Origin of the sequence: Leucobacter albus (assembly GCF_039528015.1) — a bacterium.
Taxonomy (GTDB): Bacteria; Actinomycetota; Actinomycetes; order Actinomycetales; family Microbacteriaceae; genus Leucobacter; species Leucobacter albus.
The window spans coordinates 81316-106112 of the sequence record NZ_BAAAKZ010000009.1 but is presented as its reverse complement, the minus strand read 5'-3'; the positions used below and the strand labels follow the sequence as shown (position 1 = coordinate 106112).

32 protein-coding genes and 1 tRNA gene are annotated in these 24797 nt (G+C 64.5%); 7 read left to right on the top strand and 26 right to left on the bottom strand.

The features are described from left to right. Nucleotides 1-20 precede the first annotated feature (20 nt). A complete protein-coding gene (locus ABD115_RS11050) occupies nt 21-302 on the top strand; it encodes a hypothetical protein (protein ID WP_343960817.1) in 282 nt (93 codons plus the stop codon). On the opposite strand, the gene ABD115_RS11045 is transcribed toward ABD115_RS11050, so the two are convergent. The 21 genes from ABD115_RS11045 to ABD115_RS10950 form a co-directional block, all read right to left on the bottom strand. Next, nucleotides 299-649 (bottom strand): hypothetical protein, encoded by a 351-nt coding sequence (locus tag ABD115_RS11045; RefSeq protein WP_343960816.1) that lies wholly within the window; start codon nt 647-649, stop codon nt 299-301. The genes ABD115_RS11050 and ABD115_RS11045 overlap by 4 nt on opposite strands. A 50-nt stretch (nt 650-699) precedes the next feature. Beyond that, nucleotides 700-1176 carry a hypothetical protein gene (locus tag ABD115_RS11040; RefSeq protein ID WP_343960815.1) on the bottom strand — a complete coding sequence of 159 codons (477 nt, stop codon included), beginning with the start codon at nt 1174-1176 and terminating at the stop codon, nt 700-702. A gap of 82 nt (nt 1177-1258) precedes the next feature. Then, nucleotides 1259-1759, bottom strand: coding sequence for a phage tail tube protein (locus ABD115_RS11035; RefSeq protein ID WP_343960814.1), 501 nt, complete (start codon nt 1757-1759; stop codon nt 1259-1261). Then, the gene (locus ABD115_RS11030) at nt 1731-1958 is read right to left on the bottom strand and encodes a hypothetical protein (protein ID WP_343960813.1); all 228 of its coding nucleotides are present in this window, start codon (nt 1956-1958) and stop codon (nt 1731-1733) included. The genes ABD115_RS11035 and ABD115_RS11030 overlap by 29 nt, the downstream gene beginning before the upstream one ends. Continuing rightward, complete coding sequence (locus tag ABD115_RS11025) at nt 1959-2306, bottom strand: SMC-Scp complex subunit ScpB (protein ID WP_343960812.1); 348 nt, start codon at nt 2304-2306, stop codon at nt 1959-1961. Nucleotides 2307-2362: 56 nt separating this feature from the next. Then, nucleotides 2363-2755, bottom strand: coding sequence for a hypothetical protein (locus ABD115_RS11020; protein WP_343960811.1), 393 nt, complete (start codon nt 2753-2755; stop codon nt 2363-2365). Next, complete coding sequence (locus tag ABD115_RS16640) at nt 2752-3117, bottom strand: DUF6093 family protein (protein ID WP_382389482.1); 366 nt, start codon at nt 3115-3117, stop codon at nt 2752-2754. Before ABD115_RS16640 ends, ABD115_RS11020 begins: the two co-directional genes overlap by 4 nt. A 7-nt stretch (nt 3118-3124) precedes the next feature. Next, a complete protein-coding gene (locus ABD115_RS11015) occupies nt 3125-3565 on the bottom strand; it encodes a hypothetical protein (protein ID WP_343960810.1) in 441 nt (146 codons plus the stop codon). 2 nt (nt 3566-3567) lie between these two features. Then, a complete protein-coding gene (locus ABD115_RS11010; RefSeq protein ID WP_343960809.1) occupies nt 3568-4533 on the bottom strand; it encodes a major capsid protein in 966 nt (321 codons plus the stop codon). Nucleotides 4534-4597: 64 nt separating this feature from the next. Further along, the gene (locus ABD115_RS11005) at nt 4598-5056 is read right to left on the bottom strand and encodes a hypothetical protein (RefSeq protein ID WP_343960808.1); all 459 of its coding nucleotides are present in this window, start codon (nt 5054-5056) and stop codon (nt 4598-4600) included. A 47-nt stretch (nt 5057-5103) separates the two neighbouring features. After that, nucleotides 5104-5856, bottom strand: coding sequence for a VG15 protein (locus ABD115_RS11000; protein WP_343960807.1), 753 nt, complete (start codon nt 5854-5856; stop codon nt 5104-5106). Beyond that, on the bottom strand, nt 5837-7180 hold the full coding sequence (locus ABD115_RS10995; protein ID WP_343960806.1) for a phage portal protein: 1344 nt from the start codon (nt 7178-7180) through the stop codon (nt 5837-5839). Before ABD115_RS10995 ends, ABD115_RS11000 begins: the two co-directional genes overlap by 20 nt. A gap of 2 nt (nt 7181-7182) precedes the next feature. Beyond that, a complete protein-coding gene (locus tag ABD115_RS10990; RefSeq protein ID WP_343960805.1) occupies nt 7183-8928 on the bottom strand; it encodes a terminase in 1746 nt (581 codons plus the stop codon). Further along, the gene (locus tag ABD115_RS10985) at nt 8928-9323 is read right to left on the bottom strand and encodes a hypothetical protein (protein ID WP_343960804.1); all 396 of its coding nucleotides are present in this window, start codon (nt 9321-9323) and stop codon (nt 8928-8930) included. Before ABD115_RS10985 ends, ABD115_RS10990 begins: the two co-directional genes overlap by 1 nt. A gap of 448 nt (nt 9324-9771) precedes the next feature. Next, entirely contained in the window at nt 9772-9990 is a 219-nt protein-coding gene (locus ABD115_RS10980; protein ID WP_343960803.1) for a hypothetical protein, read from the bottom strand. Between the two features lie 111 nt (nt 9991-10101). Further along, nucleotides 10102-10341, bottom strand: coding sequence for a hypothetical protein (locus ABD115_RS10975; RefSeq protein WP_343960802.1), 240 nt, complete (start codon nt 10339-10341; stop codon nt 10102-10104). A gap of 309 nt (nt 10342-10650) precedes the next feature. Further along, nucleotides 10651-10893, bottom strand: a complete 243-nt coding sequence (locus ABD115_RS10970; RefSeq protein WP_343960801.1) for a hypothetical protein — start codon at nt 10891-10893, stop codon at nt 10651-10653. Between the two features lie 88 nt (nt 10894-10981). Further along, entirely contained in the window at nt 10982-11263 is a 282-nt protein-coding gene (locus ABD115_RS10965; protein WP_343960800.1) for a hypothetical protein, read from the bottom strand. A 328-nt stretch (nt 11264-11591) separates the two neighbouring features. After that, nucleotides 11592-11664 (bottom strand) — tRNA-Trp (locus tag ABD115_RS10960). Between the two features lie 227 nt (nt 11665-11891). Next, nucleotides 11892-12104 (bottom strand): hypothetical protein, encoded by a 213-nt coding sequence (locus ABD115_RS10955; RefSeq protein WP_343960799.1) that lies wholly within the window; start codon nt 12102-12104, stop codon nt 11892-11894. After that, nucleotides 12101-12625, bottom strand: coding sequence for a hypothetical protein (locus tag ABD115_RS10950; protein WP_343960798.1), 525 nt, complete (start codon nt 12623-12625; stop codon nt 12101-12103). Before ABD115_RS10950 ends, ABD115_RS10955 begins: the two co-directional genes overlap by 4 nt. A 202-nt stretch (nt 12626-12827) precedes the next feature. On the opposite strand from ABD115_RS10950, the gene ychF reads away from it, so the two are divergent. The 5 genes from ychF (at nt 12828) to ABD115_RS10925 (ending at nt 16786) form a co-directional block, all read left to right on the top strand. Then, nucleotides 12828-13904 carry a redox-regulated ATPase YchF gene (gene ychF / locus ABD115_RS10945; RefSeq protein ID WP_343960797.1) on the top strand — a complete coding sequence of 359 codons (1077 nt, stop codon included), beginning with the start codon at nt 12828-12830 and terminating at the stop codon, nt 13902-13904. Nucleotides 13905-14076: 172 nt separating this feature from the next. Further along, nucleotides 14077-14661 (top strand): peroxiredoxin, encoded by a 585-nt coding sequence (locus tag ABD115_RS10940; protein WP_343960796.1) that lies wholly within the window; start codon nt 14077-14079, stop codon nt 14659-14661. Further along, on the top strand, nt 14654-15010 hold the full coding sequence (locus ABD115_RS10935) for a hypothetical protein (RefSeq protein WP_343960795.1): 357 nt from the start codon (nt 14654-14656) through the stop codon (nt 15008-15010). The genes ABD115_RS10940 and ABD115_RS10935 overlap by 8 nt, the downstream gene beginning before the upstream one ends. A gap of 83 nt (nt 15011-15093) precedes the next feature. Beyond that, nucleotides 15094-15591, top strand: coding sequence for a hypothetical protein (locus tag ABD115_RS10930; protein WP_343960793.1), 498 nt, complete (start codon nt 15094-15096; stop codon nt 15589-15591). 181 nt (nt 15592-15772) lie between these two features. Next, nucleotides 15773-16786 carry a hypothetical protein gene (locus tag ABD115_RS10925; RefSeq protein WP_343960792.1) on the top strand — a complete coding sequence of 338 codons (1014 nt, stop codon included), beginning with the start codon at nt 15773-15775 and terminating at the stop codon, nt 16784-16786. A gap of 177 nt (nt 16787-16963) precedes the next feature. Here the strand turns inward: ABD115_RS10925 and ABD115_RS10920 are convergent, their stop codons facing one another. From ABD115_RS10920 to ABD115_RS10900, 5 genes are read right to left on the bottom strand one after another with little or no spacing between them, the layout of a single operon-like run. Then, complete coding sequence (locus ABD115_RS10920; protein WP_343960790.1) at nt 16964-17674, bottom strand: TetR/AcrR family transcriptional regulator; 711 nt, start codon at nt 17672-17674, stop codon at nt 16964-16966. 27 nt (nt 17675-17701) lie between these two features. Further along, entirely contained in the window at nt 17702-18556 is an 855-nt protein-coding gene (locus ABD115_RS10915; RefSeq protein ID WP_343960788.1) for an enoyl-CoA hydratase-related protein, read from the bottom strand. Continuing rightward, nucleotides 18553-20805 carry an ATP-binding protein gene (locus tag ABD115_RS10910; protein ID WP_343960787.1) on the bottom strand — a complete coding sequence of 751 codons (2253 nt, stop codon included), beginning with the start codon at nt 20803-20805 and terminating at the stop codon, nt 18553-18555. Before ABD115_RS10910 ends, ABD115_RS10915 begins: the two co-directional genes overlap by 4 nt. 8 nt (nt 20806-20813) lie before the next feature. Beyond that, a complete protein-coding gene (locus tag ABD115_RS10905; RefSeq protein ID WP_343960785.1) occupies nt 20814-22400 on the bottom strand; it encodes an acyl-CoA carboxylase subunit beta in 1587 nt (528 codons plus the stop codon). Nucleotides 22401-22405: 5 nt separating this feature from the next. Next, a complete protein-coding gene (locus ABD115_RS10900) occupies nt 22406-24226 on the bottom strand; it encodes an acyclic terpene utilization AtuA family protein (RefSeq protein WP_343960784.1) in 1821 nt (606 codons plus the stop codon). A gap of 186 nt (nt 24227-24412) precedes the next feature. Between ABD115_RS10900 and ABD115_RS10895 the strand changes: the two genes are divergently transcribed. Then, nucleotides 24413-24797 (top strand): acyl-CoA dehydrogenase family protein (locus ABD115_RS10895; protein ID WP_343960782.1); only part of this gene is annotated, 385 nt, incomplete at its 3' end.

The window sequence follows — 24797 nt, the reverse complement described above, 5'->3', positions numbered from 1 at the left end:
TGCCCCGATATGATCGGGGCATGATTGGACTAGTGCTGCTGGGCCTTGCGGCCTTCGGGCTGTTCGGGTTTTTCGTGCTTTTGGGCACGAACAAATCGCAGAAGTCTGCCGAGGCGAATTCCGCGCAGATCCTCGACAAAGCGTTCAACGGCGAGCCAACCGTGACGTTCAAAATCAACATGCAGTCCCTGAAATACGAGACTGTCGTCATTGGCGCCAAAGAGCGTGGCTACAAGTTGGAGCACCAAGCGGACGGCAAGTATGGGCCGCATACATTGATCTTCGAGAAGCTCGATTCCTAGCGGGGAACCTTGAAGACGCGCCATTTTCGGGCTGAAGAGGAGTTCTCTCCCGAGTACCGTGGATCTTTCTGCGCCTGCTCCACCGCATCATCAGCCCAGTTCCGAATCGGCCGAGCCTCATACCGGTGCGTGCCCTTCGGATTCAACGGGTCAGCACCAACCGACATCGACTCCTCGAGCGGGAAGCCGTGCGAATCGATCGACGCCTCGTACTCATGCAACGCAGCGAGGAGCTCGTAATCCTGCTTCGTGTACTCAGCACCCTCTTCCACACGCCACCCGTCACCATCAGGGACGATGCGACGCTCAGGCTCTCTACCCCACAGCTTGCTCGGCGGGATCTTCATCTGCGAAGCAATCCGAAGATCCCGCAACAGCCGACTGTCAGAGCGGAGCCTTACGCTAAAGGGGCAATATTCACCGTCGCAGTGTTGCGGTTCACCGCGATCACCGCACCCGCGAGACGGTCATACTCACCATCAGTGAGCCCAGCGGCGAACTCTTCCCAATCCTCTTCAGGAATCGGGACAGTGCTCTTCGCCGTCACTTCCTCAGCGGTCGCCTTCGCCGCCGCCGCATAGAACGTGGACGAGTTGAACTGCTCGTCATGCCCTTCGCGCGCAGGATGCTCGAGCATCAGATCGTTGTACGCCTCCCACGGCAATGACGACACGCGCAGCGTCACTGACGCATCAGCGACAGCCTTCTCCAACGCCTTCACCGCCGGGCTCTTCGGAACCGACAGCCGCTCCGCTGCGGCCTCGGCGTGCTCCGTTCGGGCCTGCTCCAGCTCCTTCAGCAGCGGCCGATCCATGCAAAACACGAGATCCAGGTACTCCGGCTTCCGAGCTTTCAGCTTCGACTTCAACGACATCACAAATCTCCATCCACGAAACCACGAAAGAAAGAAGAGAGCCCGGGGGCAGGCTCGTGGGCAACCCACCCCCGGGAGTTAGTTAGGCGACGAGCTGAGCGAACGGCTCCCACTCGGACTGGATGAACATCTTCTGCTTGATGCGATCCAGCGCGTTGTCCTCGCCATCGATCACCATCTGCTCACCGCACTCGATGTCGACGGCGTCGTACCAGTCCTCGGCGGCGAACGTGTCGTCATCCTCGTCCTTCTGCAGGAACCGGATGATCGTGCCGCGGGTGCCCGCTTTGAGGGCAATGCGGGCCTCGTCTTCGGTCGGCTCAGCAAGGTTGAAGGTGTACGACACTTCGAGGCTCTTCGTCTTCTCGCCCGGGATCTCGAACACCTGCGAGGAGCAGTAGCGGCGATCCTGAATCGCTGCCTGATCCGCGGTCTGGTTGAACTGCGTCAGATAGCACGACACGTTCTTTGCCGAGTCAACCTCGGTCTTCTTGATGGCCTTCTTGTCCTCCACGCCACCAGGCACGAAGAGCACCCGTCGGGTGCCGGCGGTCTTAATCGCCTTCGGAATTACTCGCGACATCGGTCGCTCCTTCCTCCCCGACCGGGGAAACAGAAAGGGCCGGCACTCTGCCGGCCCTGAACTTTGTGCGCCGCACCCGCCCCGACGGCGGATACCGCTTCGACTTGACCCGCTTATGCGCGGCCTCGTCGAACTGATCCTCATGAATGTCGAACTGGTGACCAGTCACCAGCGACTCCACACGAATGAACTTCGCCATTCAGCCCCTCCTCGAAGTGAACTTGAGCCACGCATCCTGAAAATGCAGCGGCGGCGACACCGAGTTATCAACTTTCGCTTTCTCAAACGAGACAGTCACCGGGTCAGCGCGCCGCCCCGGAACCACAGGCTTCCGCCCAACCGTGAGCAGCACTTTCTCCATCAGGAGACGCACCACCCCGGGGTCATCAGAAACGCCACGCACACAGAACTCGTACTCTGCATCAGAATCCGGGCGCGGGATCGTCCCATACCGGCCATCAGTGAGCTCGTCAGGGCCAGCACCATAGAGCACCACGTAGTCAGCACGCACCACTTCGCCCTTATCGTCCGTTGGGGCGTCTCTCACACGCCCATGCAATCCGACAGACTCAAGCAGAGCTTTGGTTGCTTCCCATTCAGCGATCACAGGCCAGCCCTCCGTAGCGCGTCTTCACGAGCTTTCTCCATGCCGCGAACAAAGTCTGTCTCGTTCGCACGCACCACACTCGCGCGGAGGTTCTGCGGGGCAGACTTCACCCCACCGTTGGCTTCCTCAAGGATGCCAAGCGAGCCCTGCGAGCGGCCCAAGTTCGGGCCAACCTCAGCAGAGAAATGCGGAAACTCCGACTTTGTGATGTCGTAGTCGACCGCGTGCGGGTACCGCTTCGCGTGCCCGCCGGAGGGCCCCTTCGAGAGGTCTTGCCAATCCTCTTTCATGCCCTGCGCTGTGCGCTTGAGCGCAGACTCCACAAACCTGCCCGCGTGCTTGGGGAACTCGCCCAAATCGTGGATCAAGCTGTCAAGGTCATCGCTCATGATTCCTCCGTCACCGGGTATCGGTGCGCAGTGGTCTGGCCCGCCTGTGCCGGCCCCTTAATGCGGAACCGTCGCCCAACGAGGGCGGGGTCGTCAGCTGAGGAATCGACACGGACAACGAGCCCAGGAGGGAACACTGGCGACCCTGACGGGACAGACAACACAATGTTGGTGATCGCTACCTGCTGGCCTGCAGGCGACGCGGCGTAAGCCGAAGCTGAAGGGAATTTCACCCGTGCCCGACCCTCGTACACCGGGGTAAGTACCCGCTCTGCGTCGAACCCGCCAGGGGGCCTGACCATTCTCTCCTCGCCAACGGTCACGACTTCCCTCATGCGCCGTTCGGCTTCTCGCCGGGCCATCACAAGGTCAATATCCGCGCCCACGGTACATCCCAACCGGGCGTCCGCCCTCAACATCGAAAAACGCCGTCTTCTGCGCGTACGCAGCCGAGGGTGTCGTGAACTGAACTGACGACAGGCCACCACCAGTGCCAGGACGATACTTCCGAAGCACACGCAACTGCGCTTCATCGAAGAACGTGCCTGACTCCCACCGACGTGTCACATCGTCATGGGTGACTGAAGTCTTCAGGTCAGGGTTTGACCATGCCCGCACGGACGCGAGCAACACGATGAGAGCAACATCTTCCGGGACCGTCTCAACAGTCCAGTCAGACTTGCCGGACTCTGCTCGAGCGAACCCCGAGATCATTTGGATCACGGTGCCCGCCCGAGCAGTGTCGCCCTCATCGAAGGTCAGCCCCAGCCAAGACGCGAGCGACGCCGTCGCTACCAGCGGGGCTGACATGCCTACTCCCCGGTACCGGCGGGCGGCTCGACCTCGCTGTAGTTCACCTTGACGGCGCGGATGAACTCCATCACGACCTCACCACCGGTGACCTGCACCGTGCCATCAGCCTTTAGCTTTGGGTCGGTGACCACGGCGCCGCCGGTGAAGACCGACAGGATCGATCGGTCAGCGAGCGCATTCGCGTCGTAGTCGAACAGCTGACGGACAGCGAGCCCGCCCTCTGCCGCGACAGCAGCCGACGTTGCGCCCTTCGGAGCCACCGGGGTGACGTAGGCGAGCGCAAGCGCCGAACTGTGCACGAAGTACGAGTCCGTCGGCGCGAGAGCGTTCGACTCGACGATGGTGAACCCTGCGAGACGTCCCACGACACCCTCACGGACTGCCTCGGGAAGCCCCGAAGTGTCGACATCGAGGAGCTTGCCGAACGACGCGATCGCAGCCGACACGTCCGCGCCGACGAGCCAGTAGCGGCCGGCGGCGGGAACCTCGCTCGTGTTCAGCTTCTTGCGTGCCTGGATCGCTACCTTACGGGGATCGTCAGCGAGGCCGTTGAAGTCGACCGTGTGGACATAGGTCGCACCCTTGAGGGTCTTGGCGATGCCATCCTCGAAGTAGCGCGCGATCGCGGCGGTCTGCGGCGCGGTGACCTCCTGTGCGAAGTTCTCGATGTCGAGCGTGAGCTCCTCATCAGAGAGCGAGACACCCGAGTACGGGTACTCGGACAGCTTCACCTGGATCCGCGAGGTGAGAAGGTCATCCATCACGAGCGCGTTGCGCGAACGGAAGCCTGCATCGCGGGCCTTCAGGATTGCGGGGCGCTTGATGTTGATCACATCGCCCTTCGCGCCCTTGAAATCGGTGATCCCGCGACGCTCCGGGAAGAGCGAGGGGAGCAGGATCTGACGCTGCAGGATACCGAGAGCGGTACCTGCAATCTTTTCTGCCTTCTGGAAGATGTGAGCCATCTTTCCTCCTTAGAAATACGAAAAGCCGCCCATATTGGACGGCTTCGACGGATGGTTGAACGAGTTAGAGACGGATGTTGGCCGCGATGTCTTTCGCGGACAGCTCCGGCTCTTCCTCCGGCTTTGCGCCGCCCCTGAGGCGGGGGCGTGGCTGCTGCGACTTCGGCTCTTCCCGACGTGGCGCGAACGCCTCGAACAGGTCGTGAGCGTCATCGAGCATTTCCTCACGAGTGGCGCCGCGCAGGCGACTCGCCTGCTTCGCGGTGAGGCCAGTTTCGAGCGCGACTCGAAGCTGCAGGTTCTCGACGCTCAGCTGCCCCTTCTCGGGGTCATCAGCCGGCGCTTCCTTCTGCTTCTTCAGTTCGCGCACCTCGCCACGCAGCGTGTCGATCGTGCGGCGAGCCCGCTCGGCATCGAACTCGCCGTCAAACGGCTTCGGTTCTGCCTCGGGCTGCTCTTCCTCGACCGTTTCGGGCGTCTCATCCTCGACGGTCTCTTCCTCAATGTGCGGCTCTTCAGCCATAGTGTTAGCCCTCCTGTGACTAGACCCGGCCCCTTGCCGGGAAGCTGTTATTTGCTGAGCGAGAAGCCTTGCTTCTGTTCAACGAATTCTCGGAAACCTTGCCCCTGATGTGATGCAGCAGCCCACTCGGCAAGAAAAGCCTGTCGGTCACGCGCTCCAGGAGCGATCTGCCCGGCGAACAAGGGCAGCAAGGTGCACCGGCAATGGTCGTGAAACTTAGACCCCATCGGCTGTGGCGCTTTCGCCCGCTTACGTGTGCCCAACGAGTACATCGCCGAGTAGGCATCTGTGTACGTGTTTTCCGCCATGAGCATGCAGAAATCGCACGCCCCAGATGCGGGCTGCCGCGCATAGGCGATTGCCTGCTGGTCGGCATTAGTGGAGCGGGAGATTGTGTCGCGTGAGCCAGCCAAAGCCGCAGTAGCGACCCTGCCTGAGGTGAGCGTGAACACCGATTTTGCGGCATCACGGATCCTGACGCCCTGGCCCATGAGTTTTTTCGCAGAGACAGGGCCGAGGATGATCAGATCGCGTCGCAGCTGCACATCATCAAACTCAGGCCGCGCCACCGTGAAATGACCAGCAACGCCAGCATCACGACGCATCGACAAGTACATGTCCCCGCCGAGCGCTGACGCTTCACGGTGGTACCGGTCAGCGACCGACACCGACGCTTCAATGAACGCCGGCGCGGTCGCATCCACGTCCTTGAACTGCAGCGCCCCAAACAGGGACAGCATTTCAGCGGTTGCCCGTTCAGCGATGCGCTGCTGTTCAGCTCTAAGCTCGGCTGTCAGCATTCGCCCCACCTCGCCCGATCCCGTTCAAGAGTTCCGCGAACGCGTCCCCCTCGTACGACTTCCACGCAGCGACCTTCTCATGGGTGACGCCTGGCAGCATTTCCCACAGCGCCTCGCGCGGGATGCCCAGACGATCGTCTGCGAGCTTCGCGACCGCGTCAGCGATCTGTGCGAGCGAACGGATCTCCGAATCACGCCAGGTGCATCGCCCTGCATAATCGCTGGCCGCGCGTTCGATACCGGCGAGAGAGCCGGTGAGGCGGAACAGCTGCCCGATCGCCGGCGAGAACACCGTCTCGAAGTCCGAGAGCTTGCGCATCGTGGAAGCTTCGTCAGCGGCCTGCGCCTCAGCCCCGTTAGCGGTGTTCGCCTGAGCGCCAACAATGGCCTTCGGGGAGACCTGGGCGACTGTCGCGAGTTCCTGCTTCGACGCCTTACCTGACTCGATGTATCCGAGGAGGTCGGTGCCGTCGAGCGTGCCGAACTTTGACTCTGGATTCTCCGACAGCAAGATGCGGTCCTGAGCCAGGACGAGCTTTACCCGCTCCCGGTCCTCGTCGTTGTCGGGTGAGGCCATGCCGGTCGCGTACCGAATCTTGAAGCTCGAGAACGTCTGCGTCATTTGCTGATCAAACTTTGCCTGATCAATCGCGGACTGAATCGGGATGAGGCGTTCAACCTCACCCTCAACAGCTCCCTCAGTGTCGACCTCGCCAGCAAACCGCACCACAGGGGCGACACCGGCGCCGTGAGCTTCCTCCGTGATGAACTCGACCTTGCCACCCTCAGCGTTCATGCCGAGCGTGTACACGTTCTCGTCATCAAAAACCCGGAAGTGGAACCCTGACTTGTTCGCTGGTGTCCCCTCGGCCGCATACATCGGCCACTCGTCATATTCGGCGTCCTGGTAGACGGCGATCATGTTCTTCGGGGAGTAGAGCTTGATCTGGGGCACCGGCTCACCGGGCAGCGCGAGGGCGTACCCGATACCGCCAGTGAACGCCGCCTTCCAGAGGCGCTTCTGCCGGGACGGCATCTGATTCGCAGTCCAGATGCGCCACAGCTCATCCTTCATGCCCGCATCGCCAGGCGTGTAGTCGATGAGTTCGAGCCCTTGCCCGAAGATGCGGACGATCAGCCCCAGCAGAGGCACCTTCGACCGGTCCTCGATGGCCTCGTACTCATCGTTCACCTCACGCGGACGGTATGGCCGCTCATGCTTGCCCTTCGCCCACGCCTCTAGCCGCGCCTGAAACTCGCGCTCTTTCTTCCACTCAGGTATGAGTACCTCAGTCGCGAGCTCAACAACTTGCTTCTGCTTCATGGTCACCAGATCTTCCCGAGGCTACGCTTGCCACTATTGAGCAGCTGACGCCTCATCAACGTCGCACCGACCGCGCACACAGCGAGGTCGACCTTCCTGGGCGACTCCGGCCCATCCTTCGAAAGAGAAACACCGAACCTCGTCGGGAAACGACGAGCATTCTTCACATGCCGGGCTAGCTCCGCAGACCCGTCATGCACGAGCTCGCGGTTCTCGATCGACTCCACGAACGCCTCAGCAGCCGGCACAAACAACTTGCCCTTGCCACTGCTCGACGTGTTCGACATGTCCCACGCAATCGAATGCTGCGTGGACGCCCACAGCGTGAGCTTCGACGAGAACTCGCGATGCCACTCGTCAATCAGCGGCTGCCAGAACAGATCCAGCGTGCCGTCTTCCTTCGTGTGGGAAGGGTCACCCCAGAACCCCACAACCCGGTACTGCTTGAACAGTGCACGAACACGCTGCGACACCTCGCCACGAGGCGCCACCCACTCACCACGGCGCTTCTGAGGCGGCGCCTGCCACAACCCCAGAGCCTGAATGAACCCGTCCGCAACCCGCACACCGACCAACGCGGTCGCGTCGTCAGACTTAGACCCGTCGAAGAACATGACAATCTCATCGCCGTCCTTAAACGCGAGCTCCGCAGCAGCCTGCTGATCCCACTTGATCGGATCCATCCACGACTCTTCGTTCGCAGTGATCTGGTTGTACCAAAACCGGCGCGAACGAGACGGAGGGTTACGCGGATCCAGGATTGACTTCTGAATACGGTCTAGGCTCAGCCACACCGAATCGCCACGCACACCCCGCACCACCTCGGGTGCATCCTCGGGCGTGAGAGGCGCTTCAGGTGGGGCCTCGAGTGAGTCGTACATGAGGCCGGACAGCATGTTCTTGCGTTCCTCGCCCTGGGACAGCTCCCACGACTGACGTGTGCGCTCCGCGAGCGAGTCCATGCCCGGGTCGTACGCGTTCGTGATGTGCAGCACACGGGCCGCACCATCTGACGACTTCGTACTGTTGCGCTCGATCACGTCATACATTTCGAGGCCGTTGTTGTTCGCAAGGAAGTGGTGCGTCTCGTTCAGGAGCACCATCGTCGCCCTGCCGCCCTCAAGCGGTGCCGGGTTCGACGTGAGTGCCTGCAAGAATCGTTGGTCTCCGAGTGCGTAGATCTGCTCCTTGCCGATCTGCAGCTTGAACTCACGCTTCGCATCATCGGTGAACAGGCGAGGAAACAACCGCATGGTGTTCTTCGTCTGCTCCTGCGTCACCGCAGCAATCTGCACCCACGCATCAGGCTCATCAGTCCCGACCGCGCGACCACCATCGAACTCCGCGAAACGACACGGGCCAACGAGCTCAGTGCCGAGCATCACCGCGGCGAACGGATCTTTACCCCAGCCCTTGAGACGCTGAATCACGCCCTCGCGGTCAAACACGAATTGCCCCGACGCGTCGACGGCGTACCACCACAGCCACAAGCGCGCCTGCTCAGCCGTGAACTTCCACGGCTCGCCACGCTTCAGCTGCATCTTCTCGCCGGCAAACACGAGACCGTCCCACCCGATCGAATGCTCAGGCAAAACGAACCGGTCACCATCAAGCAGCCAAGAAGGCCCGATCTTCACCGGGTCATACTGCAACTCCGGCGCCACATATGGCCGCGACACGAGCTCCCGATAATAGGCAAGGATCGCTGCTGACTCGTCATGCTTCGTAGAGCCACGCAGCCGAGCCATTACGTCCCCCAGCGTGCAGCAGCAGCCTCGCGAGCAGAGCTCGAGCGAGACGCGCCAGCATCTTCACCATCAACATCAGGGAGAGCAAGTTGCTTCATCGCGCGATCAAACGCCGCCTGAGTCTGCCGAAGCTCACCCAACAACGGGTTCGCGACATCCTGCCCCATCGACCCCTTCGACATCAGGTCAGCACCCTCAAGCTCATCCTCGAGAGCAGCTATCTTGTCGAGCGCACTACACGCGCCCTTCAAAATGAGCTTCTCATGAGCCGCCATCGCGTAAGTCTCAGTCGTCTCAGACCACAACTCACGCGCATCAGCACTCGCGAACTGAGGCCCAGCAGTCTTCTTCGCAGCCATGAACCCTCCTGGGGTGAACGCGTCCACCTGGGACACAAAAGGCTCCTCGAACGGCCCTCTCAGCCGCTCTCAGAGCCTGAAAAAAATGACTTTTCCGCACGCAAATCCGTGATTGCTAGCCCCGTCGGTCCTTTGGGCGGCGTGTGGGGGAGTCCCCCCGGGTGGTCAGCTGATGCTGCCGGGGTGGGTCTCGGGGGTGCGTTTGCGTGCTGTGGTGTAGCGGGCTGTTTGTGCCTCGCGTGCTTGTCGTTGTGTTTCGGTGCGGTGACAGTCGCGGCAGATCCATTCGAGTACTTCGAGGCGGTGGTCTGTGTTGTCTCCGGTGTGGTGTAGCTCTGTGCCTTGGTTGGTGCAGCGGACACTGTTGGTGTGGTGTTCGCAGATGCCGTGTGCTCTGGCCTTGGCTTGTCGCCTGAGGTCTGGCCAGTCGGGTGGGAGTTGGGTACGTCTGCGTGAGGTGGCCCATGCCATGCTGTGCCCCTGCCTACTGGTTGGCTTCGTCGTGGTCATGTACCTCGACGTTGCATCCGTACATTGGATCAGGCGCAATGTCTACCGACTGGGTGTACACGCTGAAGGTGACCTTGTGAAGGTCAGGCCCATACCTATCCACCCTTGCCTCTGTGCCGACCGCTGCGCCAGGTAGCACTATGTCATCGAAGGTGATGCCCTTGCGCGTGAGTCTGACCTCGTTGAATGCCACGCTCATCGTTCCCTCTCGGTGTATCGGTCGCCGCGGTATTCCTCGTCACAGCAGAGGAGAGCGGCACGGGTAGACGGGTAGACGGCACCACAGTCGGTACAGGTGCGATCGTTAGCCACCATTGGTGATCCCTACTGAGCGTTGTTGTGCGACGAAGTACGCAAGGCCCATCGTGGTGACGGAAGATTGCCCGTCTGGGACGATGTCTACGACGTGGGAATAGCCGTCATCACCATCGAGCGGTACGCGCTCGGTGACCACTACCCATGACGCGGCCAGTGACCCGTCGTGTTCGTCTGCGATGTGGTCGCGGATAGCTGCCTCAAGTGCGGCCTTCGTGTGGACGCTCATTGCTGCTCCCTCTGGAACCCGAGCTGTATCTCAGGGATGTAGCGTTCGCCGTCGTCACGGTAGTGGCCTGGCGCGAGTTCTGTCGACGTGTAGGTGTCGCTCTCGCGGTGGCCCTCGCTGGCTGGTGCCGGGTCTTCGTCTAGTCGCCATTCCCAGTGCGAGTGCCCGGGGATGATGGAGCGGCGCCGAAGTTGCCACCATGTGCCGCAGCGGCATGCCCAGAGAGCTCCACCACGTGCACGACGTGCCCAGATGCGGAAGTTCCCGGGCTGCCTGCATTGGTGCTTCCAGCCCATCGTGTGCCTCCGTTTACCCTTGATGTTCAAAGCTGATGCCGCGCCGCTTCGGTGCAGAGTGGACGACGAAGACAGCGCCCGCGGTTTGGGCGAGATCCCATGTCGCGACCATGCTGCTGTCTCCGTATGCGCGGTACCAGTAGAGCCCGTCATATTGCCAGGCGTGCCCGTGAACGTCGAGGATTACCGAGCCCGCGTTGAGGCTGTCGAGCTTACGGTGTCGCGTGGCGATTGCATTGCCCGTGTGGATACCCAAGTCGTGCCTCCGTTGGTGATGCTCCCCGCGCTCGTACCCGGTTCGATAGGGAGTTGTCAGCGGTACGGCGCGGGGAAGAATGGTGGGGTTACTCGTCAGCTCCGTACGCTGCGTCTCGTGCGCGGCGGAGAGTGCGGATGAGGTGGTTGACCTGTCGGCGGTCGAGTACCTGGCTGGGTGCGGTGGTTACTCCACCGTTGCCGAGTTGCGTCCAGTGCTCAGGTGGTGCTTCGAGGTGGAGTTGGACGTACTGGTTGTCTCGATCCCACTGCACTCGCAGTTCAGGCACGTAGTAGCGTTCGCCTGTCGAGTTGCCCTCGGGCGTGACGCCGGGGTGGTCTTCGAGGTGGGTGATGCGTTCGTGAGGCATGCTGCTCTCTTTCGTCTCTGCCGCATAACGCGGCCTACCTCGCCTAGCGCGGGGGAGAATGACCGTCATCGGCCTACTCAGGGGAGGTGTCCGTGTGGAGCTCTCGTGAACGGCATGATGACGGGAAGTATGTGGTCGTGAGCCGGTACGTTCTTGCGCCACCGCTACGCACGCACACCCCGGGGTGCTGGCCCTTGAACGTCCAGCTTCAAAGAGGTATGCGCGTCATCCCGTCACGCCGGGAGGTTTAGGTGGGTGGTGTTGGCGCGGAATTGAACCGCGAGTCCTGGCTACTCTCAACACCACCCGTGCGTACGCGTAGCCGTCGCGGGTCGTGCAGGTCTCGAACCTGCCACCTCCGGTTTTGGAGACCGGCGCTCTACCAGATGAGCTAACTACCCGAGCACGCGGTGCGGGGATGGTGAGACTGTGCCACCAGAGCCCCGCACGCGGCGGATGAAACCTCGCGGCCTCATGATGTGCCCGCACCGTTGTGCGAGCTATTGAATTGTGTATTCGATTGTGTCGATGAAACACCAAAGCCCCCAACGCGTCTCCGTCAGGGGCCTGGTGAGTGGGTATAGAACTCCACCATCTATCTACAGATTACATAGCGTTCATAAGAGCGTCAAGTCCGGCGCCTGCGGGGAGTCGCGGCGTCGAGCCGCAGAAGGTCTTCGAGTAGGCACCAGCGCTCATGCAGGGGGCGGATAGTCTGCACTTGCCCGGACTGCACCCACTTGTAGATCATGGACTTTGGGCGCTTGAGCCGCTCGGGGGCGTCTTTCAGCATCACCCAATCATCGGCGCTTGGCCCTGTCTTAGTTTCGCGCGTGATCATGCTGCATCCTTCAGTTCGATCTCGGCGAGCTTGATTGCCCGCTGCCATTGGGTGTCGTCCATCGAGTACCCGCACCCGCAGTCAACCTTCACGTCGTCTCCATCCCAGCGCGGCGGCCGGTAGGTGAGCGTTAGCTCGAGGCAGCCGCCGCAGCGCAGGAATCTCACGTGGTGGGGTTTGTCCTGCATCGGCCACCGGCGGTCGGCAGTGGAGACGCAGCGTCCGAGCTCGATGGCGTGGTACTGGCCGATCTTGTCGCTCGCTGCGTGCTCGGCATCGCGGAAGCTGTTGAGTGCATGGAGGTGGCCGCTGATCTCGTCGGCGGCGAGCCATGTCGCGTCGAGGGGAGTGCCTGGCGTGCTGGAAGAGTCGACCCTGATGTCTGTTTCCCCGCTGCTGTTGATCTTGCCGGCGCTGTAGAGGAACGAGGCGATCTTGCCCGCCTGCTCCCATGCCCACACGAACCGGTTGTACTCCCACATCTCGAGGTAGCCAACCCCGCCATCTGGATGATCACTCATTCTCGCCCCTTCAAGACAAAAGGCCCGACACAAGTTCGATGCCCCATTCTCTGGGGGATCTAGTTGTGTCGGGCCTAAAGCACCTATTGAGGTCTAGTGTACGCGCAATCTCAGAATTGCGCGAGTGTTCTTGCTGCCGTGTTTTCGTGTGGGAATGATGCGCTCCAGGAATCACGCCACCCTGGGATACCATGTAACCAACATGTCTAAGTTATCCATTGGAATCGTCGGTCTCCCGAACGTCGGCAAGTCGACCCTGTTCAACGCTCTCACGCACAACGATGCTCTCGCGGCGAACTACCCGTTCGCGACGATCGAGCCGAACGTTGGCGTTGTCAACCTGCCCGACCCGAGGCTCGACAAGCTCGCTGAAATCTTCGGAAGCGAGCGGATCCTCCCCGCCCCCGTGAGCTTTGTCGACATCGCGGGTATCGTGCGCGGCGCGAGCGAGGGCGAGGGCCTCGGCAACCAGTTCCTCGCGAACATTCGCGAGTCTGACGCGATCGCGCAGGTCGTGCGCGGGTTCTCCGACCCCGACGTGATTCACGTCGACGGCGACGTGAACCCCGCGAGCGACATGGAGACGATCAACACCGAGTTGATCCTCGCCGACATGCAGACCATCGAGAAGGCGCTGCCGCGCTACGAGAAGGAGCTGAAGGGCAAGAAGATCGACGCGTCGGTCGTCGACGCCGCGAAGGCCGCGATGGCCGCGCTCAACGACGGCACGCCGCTGTCGCTCGCTGGGGTGGATCTCGAGCCGATCCGCGAACTCGGGCTGCTCACCGCCAAGCCGTTCCTCTACGTCTTCAACGTCGACGAGGGTGTGCTGCAAGACAAGGCGAAGCTCGCAGAGCTTGCCGACCTCGTTGCGCCCGCGAAGGCGATCTTCCTTGACGCGAAGCTCGAGAGCGAGCTCATCGAGCTTGATGATGAGGACGCGGCCGAGCTGCTCGCCTCGATCGGCCAGGAGGAGAGCGGCCTCGACCAGCTCGCCCGCATCGGCTTCGAAACCCTCGGGCTGCAGACCTACCTCACCGCTGGCCCGAAGGAGGCGCGCGCGTGGACAATCCCGAAGGGCGCCACCGCACCGCAGGCCGCAGGCGTGATCCACGGCGACTTCGAGAAGGGCTTCATCAAGGGCGAGATCATCTCGTTCGAAGACCTCGTCGAGACCGGCTCGGTCGCAGAGGCCCGCGCGAAGGGCAAGGCCCGCATGGAGGGCAAGGAATACGTGATGCAAGACGGCGACGTGTGCGAGTGGCGGTTTAACGTCTAGCTGATCTCCGGCTCAGAGTTGAGCCTGAACGGTTGAAGGGGCTCGCGCGGTACGAAGTATCGCGCGAGCCTTTGCCGTTCGCTGATGAGACCCGGGTGAGCCGAGAAGCGTGGAAGCTTGACTGAGTAGAGGCCGTCGAACGGCTAGACTCTGGAGGCATGCGGAGCAAGCCATGACCCACCCGACGGAGCTGCCCGAGGGCCTGCCGGTGCCGGTTGATGACGGCCGCGCGGCACACCTGCCCGGCCGTCAGTTGCCCCGACTCACACTCCCCGCGAGCGACGGGGCGATGGTGAGTCTTGGCTCCTTCGGAGCCGGCCGCACGGTCGTCTACCTCTACCCCCTGACTGGCAGCCCCGACGGCGAGCTGCCAGAGGGGTGGGAGTCGATTCCCGGGGCGCGGGGCTGCACGAGCGAGGCCTGCGACTTTCGCGACCACTTTCGGGAGCTGCAGGCCGCCGGGGTCACGGCTGTCTACGGACTCTCGAGCCAGGGGAGCGCGTACCAGGCTGAAGTCGGTGACCGGCTGCGGCTGCCATTTCCGATGCTGTCTGATACCGGCTTTGCGCTCGCCGCAGCGCTCGACCTGCCCACGTTCGAGGCGCCGGGCGAGGGTAGGCTCTATTCGAGGCTCACACTGATCGTTCTAGACGGAGTCATCGAGCACGTGTTCTACCCCGTGTTTCCACCGAACACGCACGCCCAGCGGGTGCTCGACTGGGTGCTCGCCCACCCCGCAGGAGGTGCCGATGGCTAAGCGCAAGACACCCGAGGAGCGGGCTGACGAGGATCGCCGCTATGTGCTCGCTCAGGGCGCTCACACCGACGACGAGTTCGAGGCCCTGCTCGTGGACCCGAACCAGTCGATTCGCAACGCTGCGGCGCTGAACCCCGACGCCAGCCCGGCGGTGCTCGCGCGATTTGCGGCCGACAAGTTCTGGAGCGTGAGGGTTGCCGTGGCGGAGCACGCGAACACCTCCCGGGAGACGCTGCTGAGCCTGCTCGAGCCCAAACCGGGTCGGCGCGGTGTGGTGCATCACGCGGCACGAGAGCGCCTCGAGCGCGAGGGCGTGGCCTTCGGAGAAGACGGAATGCCGCAGATCTGACCGTGCGGCCCCCACGCGCGACCCGCACGCAATAGCATGTGGGGTGTGCCCGGAGTCGCCGGGCCGACAGAGGGAGTTCACACATGGGCGCATGGGGCAGCAAGCCGTGGGAGAGCGACGGCGCAGCAGATTGGTTCGCGGAGTTCTTCGAGGGCATTGACGTCGATGCGCGCATCGATGCGGCGTTCGAGTACGACGATGAATACGACCAGATTCGGGCAGCGGGCTACCTGCTCGCGGTGCTGGGCCGGCCGACGGTATGGCCGGGAGATCTCGAACGGCTCGACGACCACCTTGAGCGCGGCATCGAGCTACTCACCGAGATGATTGAGCCCGACTCCGACTTCCGCGACCTTTGGGAAGACGACCCCGACGTCGTTGCCGCAGTGCGCGATGAGATCGCCGCGCTTGAAGCGCGCCTCGAGGGCGATGACGACGATGACGATGATGATGACGATGACGAAGATGATGACTTCGAAGAAATCGACGACTTCGACGTAGACGAAGCGGCCGAAGACGACACGGCCGAAGACAATGCCCCCGACGAAGACTCCGAGGAAGACTTCGACGACGAGGAGTAGCCCCTGTGCCCGCTGAAAGCCAGCGCTTCTCTTAGGGGCGCCCGGGTGGGAGATGCCCCACGGCTCGGCCAAGCCGGGCGGCGCGGGCGAAGCTCCGAGCGCGCGGGGAGAGACGTGTAACAGTTTGTCTGCCAGTGAGGCGGGCCTGTTGCAGCGTTCGCCTAGCTGATAGCTTTGATAAATGTGTGTGTTCTCTTGGGGCAACCTAAATAGTTGGGCCACGGTAGTCGGTGGTCTGTTCACGCTTGCCACGTTTGTTGCCACCCTGGCGATTGCTCGGAATACGCTCGTGTTGACGCGACGGGCGGAAGGCGAAGCCGAGGCCCGCCGCAATGAAGACGTAGCCCGTGAAAAAGCGCGCATGAGTCTAGAGTTTCGCAGCGAGAAGATCACGCGCATCAGAGAACACAAACGAGACATCAAGCTTGAGCTGAACTCGGTGCTCGAGGCACACGACTACTGGCAGCGAAATGCTGCGTCGCTGGATAGCTCCGTGGAACCATTGCTCGAGCGTATTGCCCTTCTGGTGAACGAGATCATACTCGCCGGGAGAAACCCGGCGACGATCCTGTCGCTCGGTGATGCGCTCACCGGCCATGGCTTTTTTACCACCCAGTTCTCTGCGCTCAAAGCACACGGCCACATCGGTACTGAGCAGCTCCCGAGCGATGCTGACGCGTGTGAGAATTGGCTTCTCGGCGAGATGAATGGAATGCTCGACGTGGTCAAAGACAGCGTCTTCGAGTGGGACTTGACTGGAAACAGCGCAGAGCACGCGCTGCTGCCCAGAGACTTCTGGACAGCAGCGTTGGGCCCACGGGTCAACGTTCGGGGTAAGTTTCGGCCCCCGCACAGGCCTCCAAGAAACTGGTACGAGCTGGCGGAGGAACGCTGGCTCCCTCAGCGCGGCCAGCCCGACCAATTGGTTCGGCTGCGCACGCTGATTCACTACCGGGTGATCGCCGAGTACTCCATGCGCAGGCAACTGGTGATGCGTCGCCTCGACGAGGAGGCGCATCCGGGGCACGCACCAAACGTCGAAGCATTCCTCGCGACGTACTACGCGTCGGTGTCGGGCTTGCTCGTCGCCAAACTGAGCGCTGCCGTCTATGAAGAGCTCGGTCAGCTCGATGAAGACCTCAGGGCCCTCAATGAAGCGAATCGAGGAGAAGAGGCGAGGTTGGCGGCGGCCTGACCTCTACTTCGAGTCATCTGCCCGAGCCGCTTTGCCCGACCGCGCGGGCGCGCGCGAAGTAGATGTCAGTTTGCCCCACGAAACAGGCCGATCGGGCCAAATTCGTGGGGCAAACTGACATCGAGTTTGGGGTTTGCGCGGTGAGATCGCGCCGGCCGGTGAGATCGCGCCAACGGGTTAGCTGGCGTTGGCGGTGCTCGCAAGGGCAGTAGCGTCGGCAGCGTCGGAAACCTCAGTCGCGCCAGCACCAGAACCAGAACCAGCCCCAGCCGCACCAGGCTCGAGCTGCACGATGGAGCGCAGCTCGCTCGCCCAGAACTTGGCGACCGACTTGCGGCGCCTCGAATCGTCGCGCAGCACGTCGGCGAGCCCGAGCCCGCGCGAGAGATCGAGCGTGGTTTGAATGAGCCGGTGCGTGCGCAGGTCGCTCGTGTCTGCGTTGAGTACGACAACGACGCGGTCGTAGACCGCACGGGCAAGCCTGTCGCCGTGCAGCTGCAGTTGCTCGCTGAACTCCGGGTCGCCGATCGCGGCCGTCCACATCTGCAGCGCCGCCTTGAAGTGGTCGGAGGCGTAGTAGTGGAGCACCTGCTCGGCAATGTACTCGAAACGGTCGACGTCAGCGGGCACCTCGGCCGTGATCGAGAACTCGCTGGTGTTGCGGCTCTCATACATGTACTCCAGCACCCCGCGCATGAGCGCCTCTTTGGTGGGGAAGTGGTGCTGAATGGCGCCGCGGCTCACGCCGCTCTCGACGGCGACAACCGAGGTGGTCGTGGCATTCCACCCGATGCGCGCGAGCGCCCGAAGTGTCGTTTCGAGAATGAGGTCACGCGTCTCGCGGCTGCGGTCTTGCTGCGGGGCGCGTGCGTTCTCAGTCAGTGTCATTGCCATCCGGTAACTCGCAGGGAGGTGTTAGCTTTCCAGCACCCAGGGTGGGGCTGTGCGTTGTAGGAAGGATTGTATCCCGGCCTGCCCCTCGGCGCTGGCAAAGCCGCTTGCCGAGAGCTCGATCATCTCGTCGGTCTCGGCATCCAGTCGGGCGAGTAGCGCGCGGTTCACGAGTCGCTTCGACGCCGCAAGCGCCCCGGGCGCGGCCTTGCGCAGGTCTGCGAGAATCTCGCCAACTGCCTCGGCCACGGCAGCCTCACCGGCCCCGGCCCCGGCCCCGGCCCCGGCCGCAGCACCAGCAGCCCCAGCCTCAGCCCCAGCCCCGCCCACCGCCCGCGTCACGAACCCGGCAGCCGCAGCCTCCGCTGCCGAGACGGCCCCTCCGCGCAGCATCCACTCGGCGGCGACCCGGTCTCCGAGCCGCGCAAGCACGGGCGGCGAGATAATCGCGGCGACGACACCGATACGCACCTCGCTGAGCCCGAAGGTCGCGCGCGGGCCGGCAACAACGAAGTCGCAGCTCGCAACAAAACCCATGCCGCCCGCGCGCACATGGCCGTGGATCGCCGCGATGATGGGGCGGGGGCTTTCCGCGAGCAGCCGCGTCACCTCGGCGGCCTGCGCACCGCTCTCGCGCAGCCGTTCCTCGGGCGACGCCTCGCTCTCACCGACGGCCTGGCCCGAGAGGTCGGCGCCGGCGCAGAACGTGTTACCCGTGTGCGTGAGCACAACGGCCCGCACCGCGGCATCGGCCTCGGCTGCGGCGAGCCCCGAGCGCAGACCCGCGAGCATTTCGGGGTTGATCGCGTTACGTTTCTCAGGGTTGTCGAGCGTAATTGTCGCGGTGGATCCGGAGACCTCGTATCGTACCGACGTCATGGCGTGACCCCCTCCGTTGCGGCAGCGGCGGCGTCCCCGGAGGCGCTCGAACCGTCACCGCCGTCACCGTCATCGGCGATGACCGCGAGCAGCATGCCGACGTCGACCTGGTCGCCGACCTGCACGCGCAGCTCCTCGACGATGCCAGCCGCGTCGGAGCTGATCGTGTGCATCATCTTCATCGCCTCGAGCCAGATGATGCCCTGGCCGGCCGACACTGCCGACCCGACCTCGGCCTCCACCCGCACGACGGTTCCTGGCATGGGGGCGAGGAGGCTGCCGGGGGCCGCGATCGCGCTCGGGTCGGAGTAGTGGGGAAGCTCGCGCAGCGTCACGGTGCCCGCTGGAGAGCTCACGACGAGGCTCGAGCCGCGGCGTTCGACGGCGAAGCGCCGTTCGACGCCGTCGATTGCGAGCCGAACCGACGCGGGGCCCGCCCCGATCACCTCGATGTCGAGGGGGGCCTCGCCAGTGTCCCCGCCGCCCAGGGTCGCCGGCGAGAACTCCCACGATCCGCGGCGCTCACGATACTCGACCGTGCATTCCACGGCCCCGAGGGCGAAGCTTCTGCTGCGGTAGTCGGGGTGAAACAGCCGCCACCCGCCGATCGCGGGGCGCGGGTTGCGCGCTGCGATGTCGAGCGCGAGCGTGTCTTCCGCGGTGAGGCTTGCGGCCCCGCCGACAACCGTGCCTGCTGGCCCCGCGGGGGCCCCGGCGGCGACGGCCTGAGCCGTCGCGACCGCGGCCGCGATCGCCGAGACGCGCAGCTGCGCGCGATCGCCGGCGGCCCCGAACACCGCGGGGTGCTCGTCAAAGTACGCGGTGCTCGTCTGCCCGGCGAGGAAGTCGGGCTCGCGCAGCACGTTCACGAGCAGCTGCGCGTTCGTCGTCGGGCCGTCCCAGACCATCTGCTCGAGTGCGCCGGCGAGCGCGAGCGCGGTCTGCGAGCGGTTAGCGCCAACGCCGATGACCTTCGCGATCATCGGGTCGTAGAACGTCGTGATCGTCTCGCCGGCGGCGACCCCAGCGTCGAGGCGCACCGCGGGGTGCCCCGCGGCGCCAGCGCCAACAAGCGCGGCACCAGCACCGGCGCCAGCGCCACCGGCAACAGCAGCACTCGCATCACCCCCGCCCGGGATCGCGAACGCGGTCGCGGCCGCTGGCATCTCAAAGGCGTGCACGGGCCCCGATTGCGGCAGCCAGTCTGCCGCCGGGTCTTCGGCGTAGAGCCGCACCTCGATCGCGTGCCCGGTGCGCGCCGGCGGCTCGCCGACGAGCGGTGCCCCCGCTGCGACGTCGAGCTGCAGGCCGACGAGGTCGACGCCGACGGTGCACTCGGTGACGGGGTGCTCGACCTGCAGTCGCGTGTTCATCTCGAGGAAGAAGAAGTCGCCGCGGTCGTCTGCGAGAAACTCAACGGTGCCGGCGCCGACGTAGCCGATCTGGGAGGCGGCGGCGCGCGCGGCCTCGTAGAGTCGCGATCGCATCGCCTCGCCGTGGCGCTCCACGAGCGGCGCCGGGGCTTCCTCGACGACCTTCTGGTGGCGGCGCTGAATGGAGCACTCGCGCTCGCCGACGGCCCACACGTTGCCGTGCCTGTCGCCGAACACCTGCACCTCGATGTGGTGCCCCTCGGGAATATACCGCTCGCAGAATACGGTCGGGTCGCCGAACGCGCTCTGGGCCTCCTGCGACGCGGTGCGGATCGTCTCCTGCAGATCCGCCAACCGCTCGACGACCCGCATGCCGCGCCCGCCGCCCCCGGCCGAGGCCTTCACGAGCACGGGCAGCTCGGCCTCGGTGATCGAGGCGGGGTCGAGCTCGGTGAGCACCGGCACGCCGGCCGCGGCCATGAGCCGTTTCGATTCGACCTTCGAGCCCATCTGGTCGATGTTCTCGGGGTCGGGCCCGATCCACACGAGGCCGGCGTCGAGCACCTCGCGGGCGAACCCGGCGTTCTCGCTGAGAAACCCGTAGCCGGGGTGAATGGCGTCGGCGCCCGCGCGCAGGGCCGCGGCGATGATGAGGTCGCCCCTGAGGTAGGTGTCGGATGGCGCGGTGCCTGGGAGCCTGACGGCGGTGTCGGCCTCGGCGACGAAGGCCGCGTGCGCGTCGGCGTCGGAGAACACGGCGACGGTCGCGATGCCGCGCGTGCGGCAGGTCGCGAAGACGCGGCGGGCGATCTCGCCGCGGTTCGCGACGAGCACCCGAGTGATGGGGCGGTGCTGGAGCTTGAGCTGAGTGGTCATGGGGCGGGTCACATCCTGAAGATTCCGAAGGTGCGGTCCGATTCGATCGGCCCTGAAGAGATTGCTGAGAGCGAGAGACCGACGACGGTGCGAGTGTCGCGGGGGTCGATGATGCCGTCGTCGTAGCCGAGCCCCGAGAGGAACAGCGGGAGCGACTCCGCCTCGATCTGCTGCTCGATGGCCTGGCGGCGCAGCTCGTTCGCCTCGTCGTCGAACGGGAGACCGCGGGCCGCAGCCGACGCCTTCGCGACCGAGGTGACGACGTCGGCGAGCTGCGCTCCGCCCATCACCGCCGACTTCGACGATGGCCAGGCGAACAAGAACCGCGGGTCGAAGGCGCGCCCGCACATGCCGTAGTGGCCGGCGCCGTACGAGGCCCCGATGAGCACGGAGATGTGCGGCACCGTCGATGTCGAGACGGCGTTCACCATGGCCGAGCCGTGCTTGATGATGCCGCCCTCCTCGTACTTCTTACCGACCATGTACCCCGTCGTGTTGTGCAGGAACAGCAGGGGGGTCGCCTGCCGGTTCGCGATCTGAATGAACTGGGTGACCTTTTGCGCCTCTTGGCTAAAGATCACTCCCTTCGAGTTCGCGATGATGCCGACGGGGTAGCCGTGAACTCGCGCCCACCCGGTCACCATGCCCGAGCCGTACATCGGTTTGAATTCGTCGAAGTCGGAGCCGTCGACGATGCGCGCGATGACCTCGCGCGGGTCGAACGGAATCTTGAGATCTCCGGGAACGATGCCGAGCAGCTCGGCCTCGTCGTAGCGCGGCGCGACCGCTGCGGCGGGGCGCGGCCCCAGCTTTTCGTAGTTCAGCCGCGCGACGACGCGGCGGCCGATGCGAATAGCGTCTTGCTCGTCGCGCGCGAAGTGATCTGCGAGCCCACTCGTGCGGGCGTGCATCTCGGCGCCGCCGAGCGACTCCTCGTCGCTCACCTCGCCGGTGGCCGCCTTCACGAGGGGCGGGCCGCCGAGAAACACCATCGACTGCTTTTCGATCATGATGATGTGGTCGCTCATGCCGGGAATGTAGGCGCCGCCGGCGGTCGAGTTGCCGAACACGATCGCCACGGTGGGAATACCGGCCTTCGAGAGCTCGGCGAGCCTGCGGAAGCTGTCGCCGCCGGGAATGAAGATCTCGCTCTGGGTGGGCAGGTTCGCGCCGCCTGACTCAACGAGAGAGATCAGCGGGAGCCGGTTTTTCAGCGCGATATCCATGATGCGCAGCTGCTTCTTCAGGGTGACGGGGTTCGAGGTGCCGCCCGCGATGGTTGGGTCGTTCGCGAGAATCACGCACTCGACGCCCGAGACGACCCCGATGCCGCCGACGACGCTGCCGCCGACGGGAAAGTCGCTGCCCCAGCCGGCGAAGGCGCCGAGCTCGAGAAACGCGGTGTCTCGGTCGAGCAGCAGCTCGATGCGGTCGCGGGCGGTGAGCTTGCCGCGGCCGCGGTGGCGCGCGACGGCCTTGTCTCCGCCCGCCGCTGCGAGCTGTGCGAAGATGCCGTCGAGCTCGGCGAGCTTGCCGCGCATGGTGTCGGCGGCGTCGCGGTACTCCGGCGAGGCGCTGTCAAGCGCTGAGGTCATCACGGTCATTGTGTGTGCTCCGCTTTCTGGGCTGTGGGGGAGGGGATGAGATGGGTGGGCACCGCGACGTGGCGGCTGCGCAGCCACTCGCCAAGGCCCTTGGCCTGCGGGTCGAAGCGCGCGCCGTAGGCGACGCCCTCGCCGAGAAGCCCTTCGATCACGAAGTTGAGTGCCCGAAGGTTTGGCAGCTCGACCCTGGTGACCGCGAGGCCGGCCGCCTCGGGCAGCAGCTCGCGCAGCCGCGCCGGGGTGAGCTCGGTGCGCAGCCACTCCCAGGCGGCCTCGCTGCGCGCCCACACGCCGACGTTTGCGGTCGAACCCTTGTCGCCGCTGCGCGCGCCAAAGAGCTCGCCGAGCGCGATGACCCGATGCGCGTCGGTGGGTGCGGGCGCAGCCTCGGGCTCGGCGCCGGCGCGGGCCGCGCTCGCCTGGGCGGGCTCGCTGGGCGCCGCGCTGCGCGAGTCGAGGTCGGTCGGGGCGAGGGGGAGCGTCTGAGCTGGCGGATCCACAACGATCCGTTCGCCATCGGCCAGGTGCACCGTGTGCGTCGGCGTCGACTGCGGCACGAATGCTGGCCTGAATCGGCCGTAGACGCTCGCCTCGACGGGTGGGCTCTCGGTGAAAAAACCGGGAATCGAGCCGAGGGCGAACTCGACAGCAACGTTCGCGAACGCGCGGCCGACAACCTTCGGGTTTGAGTCTCGGGCGACGAGGGTGAGCCGGGCCGACGCCGCCTCCTGGGTGTCGGAGTCTGCGTGATCGGTGCGGGCGAGCGACCACTCGAGCCGCTCGGGCCTGGGGAGCCCCGACACCTCGAGGCCGTAGTCGTACTGACGCTTGATGAGCTCGGCCTTCGCCTCGATGTTCAGCCCAACGAGCGGAAACGTCAGCTGCTGCCTAAAGCCGCCGATCTCGGTGACCGAGACCTTCAGATCGGGGGGTGGGGCCTCGCCGCGCACGCCGCTCAGACGTACCCGATCCACCCCCTCCTGCGCGAGCGAGATCGAATCGAGCCGGAGCGTCGCGTCGGGGCCGGCGTAGCGTGCCCCGGAGATCTCATAGAGCAGCTGCGACAGCACCGTCTCGGTCGTGACGGCGCCGCCGGTGCCCGCGTGCTTCGTGATGACGCTGTCGCCGTTCGCCGCGATCTCGGCGATGGGAAAGCCGGGGCGAAGCATGTCTGCGATCTCGGTGAAGAACGCGAAGTTGCCACCCGTCGCCTGCATGCCGCACTCGATGACGTGGCCGGCGGCCATGGCGCCCGCGAGCTGATCGTGGTCGCCGCGCCCCCACCCGTGAAACCACGCCGCTGACCCGGTGATCACCGCGGCGTCGGTGACGCGCCCGGTGACGACCACCTGGGCGCCGCGTGCGAGCGCGGCGGTGATGCCCCAGCCGCCGAGGTAGGCGTTTGCGGCGAGCGGATCGCCGAGGCCGAGCTCGGCCGCACGCCCGGTGAGATCATCGCCGTCGACGTGGGCGACGGGGAGGGCGACGCCGCGGCCGGCCGCGAGCTCGCGGATCGCCGCGGCGAGCCCCGCCGGGTTCATGCCCCCGGCGTTCACCACGACCTTCGTGCCGGCCGCCGCAACCCGTTCGAGCGAGCGCTCGAGCTGCTTCACAAAGGTTTTCGCGTAGCCCTGAGCCGGGTCTGCCTGCTTCTGGCGGGCGAGAATGAGCATCGTGAGCTCGGCGAGGTAGTCGCCCGTGATGACGTCGACGCCCGCCTCGACCATCTCGTCGAAGCCGCTGAGCCTGTCGCCGTAGAACCCGGAGGCGTTGCCGATTCTCACGACCGCCGCGGGGACGTTGGCTGCGTGTTCCATCCGATTGTTCCTCTCTGAACTGCCGAGCATGGTGCTGTTGCTTCACTATTCCACAGAGCTTGCCGATAAACAATCAAGCATGAATGATTTTTTTGTGAAAAAGGGTTAGTGTGTGACCAAGCGCAGCAGAGCAGCTGGCCGTGGGCCCCGGGCCGCCCACTCGTTTATGCAAAGGAGCACCCCAAAATGACGAGCGAAATCGATCAATTCCGTGCGATGGTTCGCTCGGTGGTTGACACCGAGATCACGCCCCATATTGAGCGGTGGGAGGCTGAGGGCACCTTCCCAGCGCACGAGCTCTTCCCGAAGCTCGCGGCACACGGGCTGCTCGGGCTCAGCTTCGCCCAGGAAGACGGGGGAGAGGGCGCGCCCCTCGAATACCAGATGGTGCTCTCTGAAGAGCTCGGGCGCGGCAACGCCGCCGGCATCGCCATGGCGGTCAACGTGCAGATGCACATGGCGACCCCCTCGCTCGCGCAGTTCGGCAGCGCCGAGCTCAAGCAGCGCTACCTCGGCCCCGCAATTCGCGGCGAGCACGTCGCGGCGATCGCGGTGACCGAGCCCGACGCGG

Excerpts from the sequence above, each read along its gene's own strand:
- ABD115_RS11050 (WP_343960817.1), top strand. The coding sequence starts at position 21 with ATGATTGGACTAGTGCTGCTGGGCCTTGCGGCCTTCGGGCTGTTCGGG.
- ABD115_RS11045 (WP_343960816.1), bottom strand. The coding sequence starts at position 649 with ATGAAGATCCCGCCGAGCAAGCTGTGGGGTAGAGAGCCTGAGCGTCGC.
- ABD115_RS11040 (WP_343960815.1), bottom strand. The coding sequence starts at position 1,176 with ATGTCGTTGAAGTCGAAGCTGAAAGCTCGGAAGCCGGAGTACCTGGAT.
- ABD115_RS11035 (WP_343960814.1), bottom strand. The coding sequence starts at position 1,759 with ATGTCGCGAGTAATTCCGAAGGCGATTAAGACCGCCGGCACCCGACGG.
- ABD115_RS11030 (WP_343960813.1), bottom strand. The coding sequence starts at position 1,958 with ATGGCGAAGTTCATTCGTGTGGAGTCGCTGGTGACTGGTCACCAGTTC.
- ABD115_RS11020 (WP_343960811.1), bottom strand. The coding sequence starts at position 2,755 with ATGAGCGATGACCTTGACAGCTTGATCCACGATTTGGGCGAGTTCCCC.
- ABD115_RS16640 (WP_382389482.1), bottom strand. The coding sequence starts at position 3,117 with ATGGCCCGGCGAGAAGCCGAACGGCGCATGAGGGAAGTCGTGACCGTT.
- ABD115_RS11015 (WP_343960810.1), bottom strand. The coding sequence starts at position 3,565 with ATGTCAGCCCCGCTGGTAGCGACGGCGTCGCTCGCGTCTTGGCTGGGG.
- ABD115_RS11010 (WP_343960809.1), bottom strand. The coding sequence starts at position 4,533 with ATGGCTCACATCTTCCAGAAGGCAGAAAAGATTGCAGGTACCGCTCTC.
- ABD115_RS11005 (WP_343960808.1), bottom strand. The coding sequence starts at position 5,056 with ATGGCTGAAGAGCCGCACATTGAGGAAGAGACCGTCGAGGATGAGACG.
- ABD115_RS11000 (WP_343960807.1), bottom strand. The coding sequence starts at position 5,856 with ATGCTGACAGCCGAGCTTAGAGCTGAACAGCAGCGCATCGCTGAACGG.
- ABD115_RS10995 (WP_343960806.1), bottom strand. The coding sequence starts at position 7,180 with ATGAAGCAGAAGCAAGTTGTTGAGCTCGCGACTGAGGTACTCATACCT.
- ABD115_RS10990 (WP_343960805.1), bottom strand. The coding sequence starts at position 8,928 with ATGGCTCGGCTGCGTGGCTCTACGAAGCATGACGAGTCAGCAGCGATC.
- ABD115_RS10975 (WP_343960802.1), bottom strand. The coding sequence starts at position 10,341 with ATGAGCGTCCACACGAAGGCCGCACTTGAGGCAGCTATCCGCGACCAC.
- ABD115_RS10965 (WP_343960800.1), bottom strand. The coding sequence starts at position 11,263 with ATGCCTCACGAACGCATCACCCACCTCGAAGACCACCCCGGCGTCACG.
- ABD115_RS10955 (WP_343960799.1), bottom strand. The coding sequence starts at position 12,104 with ATGATCACGCGCGAAACTAAGACAGGGCCAAGCGCCGATGATTGGGTG.
- ABD115_RS10950 (WP_343960798.1), bottom strand. The coding sequence starts at position 12,625 with ATGAGTGATCATCCAGATGGCGGGGTTGGCTACCTCGAGATGTGGGAG.
- ychF (WP_343960797.1), top strand. The coding sequence starts at position 12,828 with ATGTCTAAGTTATCCATTGGAATCGTCGGTCTCCCGAACGTCGGCAAG.
- ABD115_RS10940 (WP_343960796.1), top strand. The coding sequence starts at position 14,077 with ATGACCCACCCGACGGAGCTGCCCGAGGGCCTGCCGGTGCCGGTTGAT.
- ABD115_RS10935 (WP_343960795.1), top strand. The coding sequence starts at position 14,654 with ATGGCTAAGCGCAAGACACCCGAGGAGCGGGCTGACGAGGATCGCCGC.
- ABD115_RS10930 (WP_343960793.1), top strand. The coding sequence starts at position 15,094 with ATGGGCGCATGGGGCAGCAAGCCGTGGGAGAGCGACGGCGCAGCAGAT.
- ABD115_RS10925 (WP_343960792.1), top strand. The coding sequence starts at position 15,773 with ATGTGTGTGTTCTCTTGGGGCAACCTAAATAGTTGGGCCACGGTAGTC.
- ABD115_RS10920 (WP_343960790.1), bottom strand. The coding sequence starts at position 17,674 with ATGACACTGACTGAGAACGCACGCGCCCCGCAGCAAGACCGCAGCCGC.
- ABD115_RS10915 (WP_343960788.1), bottom strand. The coding sequence starts at position 18,556 with ATGACGTCGGTACGATACGAGGTCTCCGGATCCACCGCGACAATTACG.
- ABD115_RS10910 (WP_343960787.1), bottom strand. The coding sequence starts at position 20,805 with ATGACCACTCAGCTCAAGCTCCAGCACCGCCCCATCACTCGGGTGCTC.
- ABD115_RS10905 (WP_343960785.1), bottom strand. The coding sequence starts at position 22,400 with ATGACCTCAGCGCTTGACAGCGCCTCGCCGGAGTACCGCGACGCCGCC.
- ABD115_RS10900 (WP_343960784.1), bottom strand. The coding sequence starts at position 24,226 with ATGGAACACGCAGCCAACGTCCCCGCGGCGGTCGTGAGAATCGGCAAC.